General features: G+C 71.8%; 11 protein-coding genes and 1 pseudogene. 7 read left to right on the top strand and 5 right to left on the bottom strand.

What is annotated here, in order from left to right; genetic code table 11:
• The 5 genes and pseudogenes from cysC (at window position 1) to ACZ7L4_RS08185 (ending at window position 4,111) form a co-directional block, all read left to right on the top strand.
• Window positions 1–567, top strand: coding sequence for an adenylyl-sulfate kinase (cysC, locus tag ACZ7L4_RS08205; protein ID WP_385763724.1), 567 nt, complete (start codon window positions 1–3; stop codon window positions 565–567).
• Entirely contained in the window at window positions 564–1,499 is a 936-nt protein-coding gene (gene cysD / locus ACZ7L4_RS08200) for a sulfate adenylyltransferase subunit CysD (protein WP_450812647.1), read from the top strand. The genes cysC and cysD overlap by 4 nt, the downstream gene beginning before the upstream one ends.
• A gap of 2 nt (window positions 1,500–1,501) precedes the next feature.
• Window positions 1,502–2,851 (top strand): sulfate adenylyltransferase subunit 1, encoded by a 1,350-nt coding sequence (locus ACZ7L4_RS08195; RefSeq protein ID WP_472100792.1) that lies wholly within the window; start codon window positions 1,502–1,504, stop codon window positions 2,849–2,851.
• Between the two features lie 35 nt (window positions 2,852–2,886).
• Window positions 2,887–3,354: pseudogene (locus ACZ7L4_RS08190) on the top strand (ABC transporter permease); the annotation flags it as partial.
• Window positions 3,355–3,361: 7 nt separating this feature from the next.
• Window positions 3,362–4,111: a sirohydrochlorin chelatase gene (locus tag ACZ7L4_RS08185; RefSeq protein ID WP_472100790.1), complete on the top strand. Its 750-nt coding sequence runs from the start codon at window positions 3,362–3,364 to the stop codon at window positions 4,109–4,111.
• A 7-nt stretch (window positions 4,112–4,118) separates the two neighbouring features.
• Here the strand turns inward: ACZ7L4_RS08185 and ACZ7L4_RS08180 are convergent, their stop codons facing one another.
• Window positions 4,119–5,105: an ArsR/SmtB family transcription factor gene (locus ACZ7L4_RS08180; RefSeq protein WP_472100789.1), complete on the bottom strand. Its 987-nt coding sequence runs from the start codon at window positions 5,103–5,105 to the stop codon at window positions 4,119–4,121.
• A gap of 81 nt (window positions 5,106–5,186) precedes the next feature.
• Between ACZ7L4_RS08180 and ACZ7L4_RS08175 the strand changes: the two genes are divergently transcribed.
• Window positions 5,187–6,446, top strand: a complete 1,260-nt coding sequence (locus tag ACZ7L4_RS08175; protein WP_472100788.1) for an MFS transporter — start codon at window positions 5,187–5,189, stop codon at window positions 6,444–6,446.
• A gap of 6 nt (window positions 6,447–6,452) precedes the next feature.
• Here the strand turns inward: ACZ7L4_RS08175 and ACZ7L4_RS08170 are convergent, their stop codons facing one another.
• The 4 genes from ACZ7L4_RS08170 to ACZ7L4_RS08155 all read right to left on the bottom strand — a co-directional run bounded on the left by ACZ7L4_RS08170 (window position 6,453) and on the right by ACZ7L4_RS08155 (window position 9,984).
• Window positions 6,453–7,037 carry a TIGR03086 family metal-binding protein gene (locus ACZ7L4_RS08170; protein WP_472100787.1) on the bottom strand — a complete coding sequence of 195 codons (585 nt, stop codon included), beginning with the start codon at window positions 7,035–7,037 and terminating at the stop codon, window positions 6,453–6,455.
• A gap of 63 nt (window positions 7,038–7,100) precedes the next feature.
• Window positions 7,101–8,114: a ketopantoate reductase family protein gene (locus ACZ7L4_RS08165; RefSeq protein ID WP_472100785.1), complete on the bottom strand. Its 1,014-nt coding sequence runs from the start codon at window positions 8,112–8,114 to the stop codon at window positions 7,101–7,103.
• Between the two features lie 24 nt (window positions 8,115–8,138).
• Window positions 8,139–8,705 carry a DUF1697 domain-containing protein gene (locus tag ACZ7L4_RS08160; protein ID WP_472100783.1) on the bottom strand — a complete coding sequence of 189 codons (567 nt, stop codon included), beginning with the start codon at window positions 8,703–8,705 and terminating at the stop codon, window positions 8,139–8,141.
• A 73-nt stretch (window positions 8,706–8,778) separates the two neighbouring features.
• Complete coding sequence (locus tag ACZ7L4_RS08155; RefSeq protein ID WP_472100781.1) at window positions 8,779–9,984, bottom strand: S8 family peptidase; 1,206 nt, start codon at window positions 9,982–9,984, stop codon at window positions 8,779–8,781.
• Window positions 9,985–10,336: 352 nt separating this feature from the next.
• Between ACZ7L4_RS08155 and ACZ7L4_RS08150 the strand changes: the two genes are divergently transcribed.
• Window positions 10,337–12,610 carry an MMPL family transporter gene (locus ACZ7L4_RS08150; protein ID WP_472100779.1) on the top strand — a complete coding sequence of 758 codons (2,274 nt, stop codon included), beginning with the start codon at window positions 10,337–10,339 and terminating at the stop codon, window positions 12,608–12,610.
• Window positions 12,611–12,623 lie beyond the last annotated feature (13 nt).

Genomic DNA, 12,623 nt, shown 5'->3' with positions numbered 1-12,623 from the left:
ATGAACGAAACACGGACTTTGGAGAACCAAGTGACCGGAGCCACGATCTGGCTCACGGGTCTGCCGTCCGCCGGCAAGACCACCATCGCGTACGAGCTGGCGAACACGCTGCGCGCCGAGGGCCGCAAGGTCGAGGTGCTGGACGGCGACGAGATCCGCGAGTACCTCTCGGCGGGCCTCGGCTTCAGCCGCGAGGACCGGCACACGAACGTCCAGCGCATCGGCTACCTCGCCGAACTCCTGGCCCGTAACGGCGTGTTGGCGCTCGTCCCGGTCATCGCGCCGTACGCGGACAGCCGCGAGGCCGTCCGCAAGCGCCACCAGACCGGCGGCACCGGATACCTGGAGGTGCACGTCGCGACGCCCGTGGAGGTGTGCTCCGACCGCGATGTGAAGGGCCTGTACGCCAAGCAGGCGGCCGGTGAACTGACCGGCCTGACCGGTGTCGACGACCCGTACGAGGCACCCGAATCGCCCGACCTGCGCATCGAGTCGCAGAACCAGACCGTGCAGGAGTCCGCGGCAGCGCTCCGTGCGCTGCTCACCGAGAGGGGTCTCGCCGCATGACGACCGTAGCCACAGTGACCGAGGACACTGATTCCCCCTACGCGCTCAGCCACCTGGACGCGCTGGAGTCCGAGGCCGTGCACATCTTCCGCGAGGTGGCGGGCGAGTTCGAGCGGCCGGTGATCCTCTTCTCCGGCGGCAAGGACTCCATCGTCATGCTGCACCTGGCGCTGAAGGCCTTCGCCCCGGCGGCGATTCCCTTCTCCCTGCTGCACGTCGACACCGGGCACAACTTCCCCGAGGTCCTCGACTACCGCGACCGCACGGTCGAGAAGCACGGCCTGCGCCTGCACGTCGCGTCCGTGCAGGAGTACATCGACGCGGGCAAGCTGCGCGAGCGTCCGGACGGGACCCGTAACCCGCTCCAGACCGTGCCGCTGACCGAGAAGATCCAGCAGGAGAAGTTCGACGCCGTCTTCGGCGGCGGGCGCCGCGACGAGGAGAAGGCCCGCGCCAAGGAGCGCGTGTTCTCCCTGCGCGACGAGTTCTCCCAGTGGGACCCGCGCCGCCAGCGCCCCGAGCTGTGGCAGCTGTACAACGGCCGGCACGCCCCCGGCGAGCACGTCCGCGTGTTCCCGCTGTCCAACTGGACCGAGCTGGACGTGTGGCAGTACATCGCCCGCGAGAACATCGAACTGCCGGAGATCTACTACGCGCACGAGCGCCCGGTCTTCAAGCGCAGCGGCATGTGGCTGACCGCGGGCGAGTGGGGCGGCCCGAAGGACGACGAGACGGTCGAGACGCGGCAGGTCCGCTACCGCACCGTCGGCGACATGTCCTGCACCGGCGCCGTCGACTCGGACGCCACCACGATCGACAAGGTGATCGCCGAGATCGCCGTCTCCCGGCTCACCGAGCGGGGCGCCACCCGCGCCGACGACAAGATGTCCGAGGCCGCGATGGAAGACCGCAAGCGCGAAGGGTACTTCTAGACATGAGCACCACTGCCTCCGCCGCCGAGGAGCTGGCCGGGCTTTCGGCGACGACCCTGCTGCGGTTCGCCACGGCCGGTTCCGTCGACGACGGCAAGTCCACTCTGGTCGGCCGCCTGCTGCACGACTCCAAGTCGGTCCTCACCGACCAGCTGGAGGCCGTCGAGCTCGCGTCGCGTTCGCGCGGCGCCGCCGAGCCGGACCTCGCGCTGCTCACGGACGGCCTGCGCGCCGAGCGCGAGCAGGGCATCACCATCGACGTCGCGTACCGCTACTTCGCGACCCCGCGCCGCCGCTTCATCCTGGCGGACACCCCGGGGCACGTGCAGTACACGCGGAACATGGTGACCGGCGCCTCGACCGCCGACCTCGCCGTGGTCCTCGTCGACGCCCGCAACGGCGTCATCGAGCAGACCCGCCGGCACGCCGCGGTCGCCGCGCTCCTGCGCGTCCCGCACGTCGTCCTCGCGGTCAACAAGATGGACCTCGTCGACTACGAGGAGACCGTCTTCGCGAAGATCGCCGAGGAATTCACCGCGTACGCCGGGCAGTTGGGCGTCCCGGAGATCACCGCGATCCCGATCTCGGCGCTCGCGGGCGACAACGTCGTGGAGCCGTCCGCCAACATGGACTGGTACGGCGGCCCGACCGTCCTGGAGCACCTGGAGACGGTGCCGGTCAGCCACGACCTCACCACGTGCCACGCGCGCCTTCCCGTCCAGTACGTGATCCGCCCGCAGACCGCCGAGCACCCGGACTACCGGGGCTACGCGGGGCAGATCGCGGCAGGAACGTTCCGCGTCGGCGAGTCCGTCACCGTGCTGCCCTCGGGCCGTACGTCGAAGGTCACCGGGATCGACCTGCTGGGCACGTCGGTCGACGTCGCGTGGACGCCGCAGTCGGTGACCCTCCTCCTGGAGGACGACATCGACATCTCGCGCGGCGACCTGATCGTGCCGAGCCACGACGCGCCCGCCACCTCGCAGGACATCGAGGCGACGGTGTGCCACGTGGCGGACACCCCGCTCAGCGTCGGCCAGCGCGTGCTGCTGAAGCACACCACCCGTACGGTCAAGGCGATCGTCAAGGAGATCCCGTCGCGGCTCACGCTCGACGACCTCTCCCAGCACCCGGAGCCGGGTCAGCTGGTCGCCAACGACATCGGCCGGGTCAAGGTGCGGATCGCCGAGGCGCTCGCCATCGACTCCTACGCGGACTCGCGCCGCACGGGCTCGTTCCTGCTGGTCGACCCGTCGGACGGCACGACGCTCGCGGCGGGCATGGCCGGCGAGTCCTTCGCCTCGGCGGAGGACCCCAAGGCGCTGGTGGACGAGGAGGGCTGGGACTTCTAGGTCCCCAGGTCACCATGGCGACGACCCACGCGGCACTGCTCGGCTGTCCGCTCGCCGCGGCGATCGGCACGCTGCTGGGGCTCGCCATGGTCCACAAGCCGTCCGTACGGTCGGCGATCGGCCCGCTCCTGTCGGGGCTCCGGTCGCTGCCGTCGGTGGTGTGGGTCCCCGCGGCCGTGCTGTGGCTCGGCCCGACCGACTCGACGCTGTACGCCGTGATCCTGTTCGGCGCGGTCCCCGCCGTCGCGGGCGGCCGAGCCCTTCCGGGTTACGTCGCCGGTCTCAAGCGGGGCTGGGCGTTCTCCTGGCGTGCGGTGCTGGCGGTGGAACTCATCGGCTCGGCGTCCCACCCGGACACGGGTGCGGGCGCCCTGCCGGCGGTCCTCCTCGCCGCCCTCCTCGTCCCGACCGTCGGCATCGCCGTCGACCTGCTGTTCTTCGGCCCGCTTGAACGCCGCGTCCTGCGCGACACGGCCCCCTCGTCACGTCTCGTCAAGAACTGAGCACCCGATGAGCCACTTCCCCGCCCCTCCCGCCCTCCTCGTCATAGCCCACGGCAGCCGCGACCCGCGCCATGCCGCGACCGTGCACGCCCTGGTGGGCGAGGTGCGGGCGCAGAACCCCGGCGTGCGGGTGGAGACGGCGTTCCTGGACTTCAACGTGCCTTCCGTGCACGGGGTGTTGGAGTCTCTCGCGGCGGACGGGGTCCGCGATGTGATCGCGCTGCCCCTCCTGCTCACCCGCGCCTTCCACGCGAAGACGGACATCCCCGCGGTGCTGCGCGAGGCGCCGCGCGGCATGCGGATCCGCCAGGCGGAGGTCCTGGGCCCCGACCCGCTGCTCGTCGCGGCCCTCGAACGACGCCTGTACGAGGCGGGGTTGACCCCCGCCGACAAGCCCACGACCGGGGTCGTCCTGGCCTCGGCGGGCTCCTCAGACCCGGAGGCGATCGCAGTGATCGCTGAAATCGCGCGGGAGTGGCGGCACACCGGTTGGTGCGCCGTGCGGCCTGCGTTCGCCTCCGCATCCCTTCCCCGCACCGAGGACGCGGTGCGCGAACTGCGCTCCCTCGGCTGCGAACGCGTCGCGGTCGCCCCGTACGTCCTCGCCCCCGGCCGCCTGCCCGACCGCATCGCGGCAGGCGCGGCGGAGGCCGATGTCCTGGCGGACGTCCTGGGCGCCGCGCCGGAGGTGGCGCGCGTCCTGATGGACCGTTACGAGGCCGCTGCCGTACGGGAGTTGCTGGCGGTCGGCGCCTGAGCGGCACTCATCCGCACAGCCGCTCCCCCAGCTCACTGCGCGCATAGCGCACGCTCCGCCCGCTGCGCGTGCGCAGCAGCAGACCGGCGTCGTAAAGGATCGCCAGGTGCTGGCTGACCGCGCCCGGTGTGACGTCGAGGCGGTGGGCGAGTTCGGTGGTCGACGCCGGTTCCTCGAGGAGGCGCAGGATGCGGGCGCGGGCGGCGCCGAGCAGCCGGGTCAGGGCCTCGCTGGTCGCCGGGGGCGGGGTCTCCGAGATGGTGGCGCGGCCCCGGGCCGGATAGCTGAGCAGCGGCGGCAGTTCGGGGTCGATCATGGTGTGGGCGCCGTGGCAGAAGAGCGTGGGGACGAGGACGAGCCCGCGGCCCTCGATCGGGATCTCGGCCTCGGGCCACGGGTGGAGGCTGTCGTGCTGGACGAGGGTCAGCACGTCGCCGTCCCAGGAGAGCCGCCGGTCGAGGCTGGTGAACAGGCCGCCCACTCCCGCGTCCGCGAGGATCTTGCCGCGGTGGGTGAGGTCGGCCTCCAGGACGGACTGGACGCGCGGCCACCAGTCCGGGGCGAGGCACGTGTGCCAGTACGCCTCAAGCGCGTCGGCGATGCGGTGGCGGAACGCGGCCGGGTCGGCGAGCCCCGCGCGCAGCACCGGCGGCAGACGGTCCGTCACGGTGTCGTAGGCGGCGGTGAATTCGGGTTCCAGGAGCTCGGGCGGCACCGCGCGGACCTCGGCGAGCTGGCTCGCGAACGTCGGGCGCGGTCGGCTCGGGCGCGGGGTCAGGAAGTCCGGGAGCCACAAGTGGGGTGCGACGAGGGCGCCGAGCAGTTCGGTGTCGAGGCGCCGGAAGTCGGGGGCCAGGCGGCGCAGCCACGGCCGCTGGTGCGGGTAGCGGGCGGGGTCCCGCCAGCAGCGCAGCGAGTACACGGCCTCCTGGAGGGGCGAGTACGCGAAGGACGTCCGGGCGAGGTCGCCCACGACGAACCGGAACTCGATCACGGCGCCGGTCCCCCTCCTCGAGTGTTTAGCGTGAGGCTAAAGGATTGTCGCGGCGGCCGGGTACCCGGCTTCGCTGTCGCCATGACCACATCTCCGCCCCGGCCCGCGCCTGCCACCACTCGGCTCGCCGGGCTGCTGCCCACGGTGCCGGTGCTGCGCCGGCTGTCCCTGCTCACGCTCCTCAACGCGTTCGGGCGCGGGCTGTTCTTCCCAGTGAGCGTCCTGTACTTCACCCGGTTCGTGGGGCTGAGCGCCACCTCGGTGGGCGTGGGCCTCACGGTGGCCGGGGTGTTCGGGCTCGCGGCGGGGGTGCCGGCCGGGCGGGCCTCGGACCGGTGGGGGCGGCGGCCGGTGCTGACCGGCCTGTGGATCGGGTGCGGCGCGGCGCTCGGGGCGTACACGCTGATCGGCGGCTATGTCTCGTTCCTGGTGACGGCGGTCTGCTACGCCACGCTCAGCCAGGGCAGCATGGGCGTGCGCAACGCGCTGTACGCGGACGTGCTGCCTCCCGGGGAGCGTGTGGAGGGCCGGGCGCATCTGCGGATGGTCACCAATGTGGGCATGGGCGTGGGCGGCGCGTTCGGGGCGCTCGCGCTGCAGCTCGACAGCCGGGCCGGGTACACGGTCCTGATCCTCGTCGACGCGCTGGCGTTCGTCGGGTCCGCACTCCTTGTGCACCGGCTGCCGGGCGGTGCGGGGCGGCGGCCGGTCGCCGACACCCCGGCGGAGAGTCGGTGGCGGGCGGTGCGCGATCTGCCGTTCCTGGCGGTGACCTTCCTCAACGCCGTACTGGCCCTGCAGTACGGCCTGTTGGAGGTCGGCCTGCCGCTGTGGATCACGCAGCACACCGAGGCGCCGCGGTGGACGGCGGCGCTCGTCATGGTGCTCAACTGCGTGCTGGTGGCACTGGTTCAGGTGCGGGCGACGCGCGGGGTGGAGGATCTGCCGGGCGCGGTGAAGGCGATGCGCCGCTCGGGGCTGCTGCTCGCCCTGTCCTGCGCGTTCTTCGCCTTCTCTGCCGGGCTTTCGCCGCTGTGGGCGCTGGGGATCCTGGTGCTCGGCGCGGTGGTGCAGGTGTCCGCCGAGGTGCTGCAGGCGGCGGGCGGCTGGACGGTCGGCTACGGCCTGGCGGACTCGCGGGCGCAGGGCGTCTACCAGGGCGTGTTCAACTCCGGTCAGGCCGCGGCGACGATGGCCGCGCCCGCCCTGGTGACCGTCACCGCGATCCGGCACGGCACGGCGGGCTGGGCCGTGCTCGGGGCGCTGTTCGTGGTGGCGGGCCTCGGCGTGGGGCCCGCCGTGCGGTGGGCACGGCGGGACGCCCAGTGGCGCGGCGAGTGAGCCCCGTCAGCGCGGGTCGCGGCCGCTGAGGGCGAGGGCCTTCGCGTACACGGAGGCGTCGTCCCCCACGGCGACCGGCGCGGCGAAGCCCTCGTACTGGCGGTACAGCTCGGCGTTCGCCTCCACCACCTGGAGCAGCAGCGCCGCCGCGCCGTCCGACACGGCGAACTCCTGGCCGGTGGCGCGGGCCACGTCCCAGCCGTGCAGGACGAGTTCGGCCCACAGCAGGGCGGCGACCTCGGGGGCCGGCTGCTGGGCGAAGCCGAGGTCGACCTCGCCCTCCCAGACGGCCGGGTCCGCCCAGGCGGCGACCGCCCGGTCGAGGTCGGCGGCGTAGGTCGATGCCCAGTCCTCCTCGGCCGTGAGGTCGCGCGCCGTCAGTTCCTCGGGCAGCTGGGTGCGTCGCGCCCGGTGTTCCATGCCGTGCGAGGTGTACACGGTCCAGTGGTTGACCAGCGTCCGCACGTCCCAGTCGCCGCAGCCCGAGGCCGCGTCGAGCCGGTCGGGCTTGACGCCTGCCGCGACGCGGGCGGCCTCGGCGGTGCTTTCGGTGAGGTACGGGTACACGGTGTCCATGCGGAGTGCGTTCATGCCGCCGACGCTACGGCGACCGGCACCCGCGCCTCTTGAACAAACGCGACAGTCGGGCGGGGACTACGAGGCGCTGCGCGCGTCCACCGCCGCCACCAGGTCCGCCACGCTCGTCTCCCCCGCCGAGCGCCCCTCGCGCGCCGCCTCGTTCGCGAGCTCCTGGAGGACGTCGTTGACCGGCGTCGGCACTCCGTGCAGGCGGCCGAGGAGGGCGATCTCGCCGTTGAGGTAGTCGGCCTCGATGCTGCCCGCGCCGCGCTGGAGGGACTGCCAGGAGGAGCCGCCGCCGCGCGGGGAGCTGTCGAAGGGCTCGAAGGTGATCTTGTCGGCGCGGGTGACCTTCTCCTCGTCCTGGCTCGCGTACGCGATGCCGGCGGCGTCGAGCACCGCCTCGCCCTCGGCGCGGGCCCGGCGGAACAGGGCGATGCCCTCCTCGCTGGTGAGCACGCCGGAGACCGCCTCGATCGAATTGGCCAGGTTGGACAGGAGCTTGGCGTACTTCCAGCGCATGACGTCGTCGACGACGGGCGCTTCGAGGAGCCCCTTCTCCAGGTCGGCGGAGATCGCCCGCGCGGTCCCGTCGCTGCCCGACGGGTAGCGGCCGAGGTGCAGCATGCCGGAGAGCGGGGCGCCCTGGGCGCGGACGACACCCGGCTCGACGAAGGTGGCGGGCAGCCACACGCACATCCCGTAGACGCGCTGGAAGGTGCGCAGGGCGAGCCGCTCGCTCTCCACTCCGTTCTGCGCGCAGACCAGCGGGAGGCGCAGCGACGCCGTGCCGCCGCCCTCGACGGGGCGCGGTCCCCAGGCGGCGAGCGCCGCCGCGCTGTCCTGGGTCTTCACGGCGAGGATCAGCACGTCGTCGGCGCGCAGCGTGCCGAGCGCCTCCGGGCCGTCCACGACGGGGAGTTGATGGGTGTGCGGGCCGTCCGGCGTCTCGACGCGCAGCCCCTTGTCGCGCAGCGCCGCGTACTGGCCGCCGCGCGCGACGAGCACGACGTCACCGTGCCCGGACTGCGCGAGCCGTCCGCCGATGACGCCGCCGACCGCTCCTGCTCCGATGATGATGTAGCGCATGCGCCGACCTTTTCACGGACGCGCTCAGCGTGGGGCGGTGAGCTCCACCAGTTTCGTCACGGTGTTCCAGTTGCGACTCGTCGCGATCAGGCCCTTGTTGAGGGCAGGACGGGCCAGCTGGGCCCCGAGCTTCGAGACGCCGAGGCCCTGGGGAGCGTAGAGATAGAGGGCGCGGTCGCCGAGGCGGAAGTCCTCGGGTGCGAACGCGGCCGGGTCCACGGCGGCGAAGCGCTCGGCGGTGACGGGTTCCGAGAAGTACGTGACGTGCAGCTGCTTGGCCTCCAGTTCGGCGGCCGGGAACGGGCAGTCGGCCATGACCGCCTTCAGGTAGGCGTGGCCGCGCACGAGGACGTCGACCGTGAAGCCGAACTCCTCGGCGATCGCCTTGGTGATCGAGGCGGCGAGCGATTCCTCGTCGCCGCCGTCGGGCGCGGTGAACGCGACGTTGCCGCTCTGGAGGTAGGTGCGTACGTCGGTGAGGCCCAGGCCCTCGATCAGCGGCCGCAGCACGGCCATCGGCACCTTCTTGCTGCCGCCCACGTTGATGCCGCGCAGCAGCGCGGCGTATCCCTCGGTCGTCGCCTGAGTCATGCGCACACGATAAGGCGGCCGCCGTTCCCCGTGGGGGTGGGCACGGCGGCCGCCGGTCATCGAGCCGAAACGTTTACTCGGTGACCTTCAGGAGCTTGTTCGCGGTGCCGTCCGACGCGTTCTTGATGGCGTCGGGGGTGGCCCCGTCGGTGAGCGCCTTGGCGACGTCGGCCGGGGCGGCGTCCTTGTGCCCGGCCAGGTAGACGGCGGCCGCGCCGACGACGTGCGGCGTCGCCATCGACGTACCGGAGATGGTGTTGGTGGCGTCGTCCCCGGTGTTCCAGTCGGACGTGATGTCCGATCCAGGCGCGTAGATGTCGACGACGGAGCCGTAGTTGGAGAAGTCCGACTGCTCGTCGTCCTTCGTGGAGGAGGCGACCGTGATGGCCTCCGGGACCCGGGCGGGGCTGGACTGGGAGGCGTCCGCCGACTCGTTGCCCGCCGCCACCGCGTAGGTGACGCCGGAGTCGATGGACTTCTTGACCGCCGCGTCGAGCGCCTCGTCCACGCCGCCGCCGAGCGACATGTTGGCGACGGAGGGGCCCTGGTGGTTCTCGGTCACCCAGTCGATGCCCGCGACGACCTGCTCGGTGGTGCCGGAGCCCTGGTCGTCGAGGACGCGGACGGCGACGATCTTCGCCTTCTTGGCGACGCCGTGCGCGTCACCGGCGATGGTGCCGGCGACGTGCGTGCCGTGCCCGTTGCCGTCGTCGGCGCTGTCGTCGTTGTCGACGGCGTCGAAGCCGTAGGAGGCACGGCCGCCGAAGTCCTTGTGGCTGATCCGGACCCCGGTGTCGATGACGTACGCGGTCGCGCCCTCGCCCGCGCTGTCCGGGTACGTGTACTTGCTGTCGCCCGCGGTCTCCGCCTGGTCGATGCGGTCCAGGCCCCACGACGGCGGGTTGTCCTGGGTGGCGTCGATGTGGAACTTCTTGTTCTGGACGACCTTCGAGACGGCGCCGTCGGCGGCGAGGCGCTTGGCCTCGGTGTCCGACAGGCCGCTCGCCGAGAAGCCGTTGACCGCCGAGCTGTAGTTCCGCTCGATCGTGCCGCCGTACTCCTTGGCCAGGTCCTTCTTGGCGGCGGCGCCCGCCTTCTGGTCGAGCAGCACGATGTAGCTGCCGGACACGGCGCCCTTGGCGTCCTGCCCGTAGACCTTGCCCTCGGCGGGGGCCGCGGTGGCGGAGAAGCCGCCGAACATGGTGACGCCCACTGCTGTAGCCGCCGTGGCTATGGCCGCGGTGAGCTTCATCGTGCGCGCATGCTGGTTTGTAGCCATGAAGAGGGATCTCCTCAGTGGTGTGTGGGGGGAAATGCCAGCGCCCCAGGACGAACCTTCGCGAAGGTTGTCAAACTCCGGAAGATGTCCGGGGGTTGAGACGAAACCCTGACCGATTGACGCGGTCAGATCAAGACCTTCATACAGCTGTGACGTCCTCAACAAGGTTTCGTAATAACAAAACGGACTCTTGCGGAGGTTCGGTCTGGGTTCATCCCCCGGCGGCTCAACCCCCGATAGATGTAGGGGACTTCGGTCATCCTCCGCGCGGACCCCCACCTCGCGCACTTCACCGAACAGCACGACGAACCGGCCTTATCCCGCCCATACCTTCGATTCCGGAGGTGACCCGATGGCGAGGAACGGGGAACGGCAGGAGCACCGGGTGCGCGGATTCGCCGCGCGCGCCGGTGGCTGGAGCGCCCGGCACAGGTGGGCGGCGGTGGGGATCTGGGTGCTGTTCGTCGTGGTGGCGATGGGCCTGGGGTCCGTCGCGGGGCGCGTGGACGTGTCGGAGGACGACCAGCTCAAGGGCGAGACGAGCCAGGCCGCCCGCATCATCGACGACGCGGGCGTGGACGAGCCGGCGGGCGAGACCGTGCTCGTCCAGAGCAGGAACGGCGCGCTGCGGGCCACCGCGCCGGAGTTCAGGGCCGCGGTCGCCGACGTGGTGAGGGCCGTCGAGGGCACCGGCGAGGTGACCGCCGTGCGCTCGCCGTACGCGGCCGACACCCGGACGATCTCGAAGGACGGCCGCACCGCGCTCGTCCAGTTCGACATGCGGGGCGACCCCGACACCGCGGCCGACCGGGTCGAACCGGTCCAGAAGGCCGTCGCGGGGGTCGCGGACGACCATGACGCGCTGCGGATCGAGGAGATCGGCGCAGCGAGCATGAACAAGACCTTCGACGACGCGTTCGGCGACGACTTCCAGCGCGCCGAGTACTCGGCGGTGCCGGTGGCGCTCGGCATCCTGCTGATCGCGTTCGGCGCGCTCGTCGCGGCGCTGCTCCCGGTGGCGCTCGCCGTCACGGCGATCATGGCGACGATGGGCCTGATGGGGCTCGTCAGCCATCTGCAGCCGATGAGCGAGACCGCCAACTCGGTGATGCTGCTCGTGGGTCTCGCGGTCGGCGTCGACTACTGCCTGTTCTATCTGCGGCGCGAGCGCGAGGAGCGGATGAAGGGGCACGACCCGCAGACGGCGCTGCGCGTCGCGGCGGCCACCAGCGGCCGGGCGATCATCGTCTCCGGCGTCACGGTGTGCGTGGCGATGGCAGGCATGATGTTCACCGGGCTCGCCGAGTTCCAGGCGATGGGGCTCGCCTCGCTGATGGTGGTGGCCGTCGCGATGGTGGGATCCGTGACCGTGCTTCCGGCGCTGCTCTCCCTGCTCGGGGAGCGGGTGGAGAAGGGGCGCATCCCGTTCCTGCACCCGACGAAGCGGCGGAACGGGAACGGCGGCGCTGCCGGCAGCCGGTTCTGGAGCCGGGTGCTGACCGTCGTGCTCGCACGGCCCGCCGTCTCCGTCGCCGTCGCGGTCGGCGCGCTGCTCGCGATCGCCGCGCCCGCGCTCGGCATGAAGACCCAGAACCTCACCCTGGACCAGGAGTTCGGCGACTCGCTGCCGATCGTGGCGACGTACGACCGGGTCAACGCGGCGTTCCCCGGCGGCTCGGACCCGGCCGAGGTGGTCGTGAAGGCCGACGACATCGACGCCGCCGAGGTACGCGCCGCCCTCGCCGACTTCCGGGAGCGGGCCGTGAGCTCGGGCGCCTCGCGCGGCCCGGTCGAGGTCACCGTGCACCGGGACGAGAACGTGGCGATCGTCGACGTACCGCTCGTCGGCGGCTCCGATCAGGACAGGGCGGAGAAGAGCCTGGCGCTGCTGCGCGACGAGGTGCGGCCCGACACGCTCGGCAAGGTCGACGGCGTCGAGGCGCCGGTCACCGGGCAGGTCGCGGGGTCGAAGGACTTCAACGACCAGATCGTGGGGTCCGTCGTCCCGGTCTTCGCGTTCGTCGTCGCGTTCGCGTTCCTGCTGATGCTGCTCTCGTTCCGCTCACTGACGGTCGCGATCACGTCGATCGTGCTCAACCTGCTGTCGGTGGGCGCCGCGTACGGGATCCTCGTCGCCGTCTTCCAGCACGGCTGGGGCGCATCCCTGGTCGGCGCGGAGGGGGTGGGCGCCATCATCACGTGGCTGCCGCTGTTCCTCTTCGTGATCCTGTTCGGCCTCTCCATGGACTACCACGTCTTCGTGGTGTCCCGGATCAAGGAGGCGCGGCTTCAGGGGCGTACGAACGAGGCCGCGATCCGGCACGGCGTGGTCACGACCGCGGGCGTGGTCACCAGCGCCGCCGTCATCATGGTCGCCGTCTTCAGCATCTTCGGGACGCTGTCCATGCAGTCCATGAAGCAGATGGGCGTGGGCCTCGCCGCCGCGATCCTGATCGACGCGACCGTCATCCGCGGCGTGCTGCTCCCGGCCGTGATGGCGCTGCTCGGGGAGCGCAACTGGTATCTGCCGAGGTGGCTGCGGAGGCTGCCGGACCTCACGCACGACGAGGCGGGCATCGAGCCCGCCCCCGTGCCGCGCGAGGACGGCGATCAGGTGCGCGTCTGACGCCGCACCGAAC

This window comes from Streptomyces sp. NPDC107575, from assembly GCF_055657265.1.
Note: the sequence above shows the minus strand (reverse complement) of the source record. Positions and strands in the feature narration are given on the sequence as shown.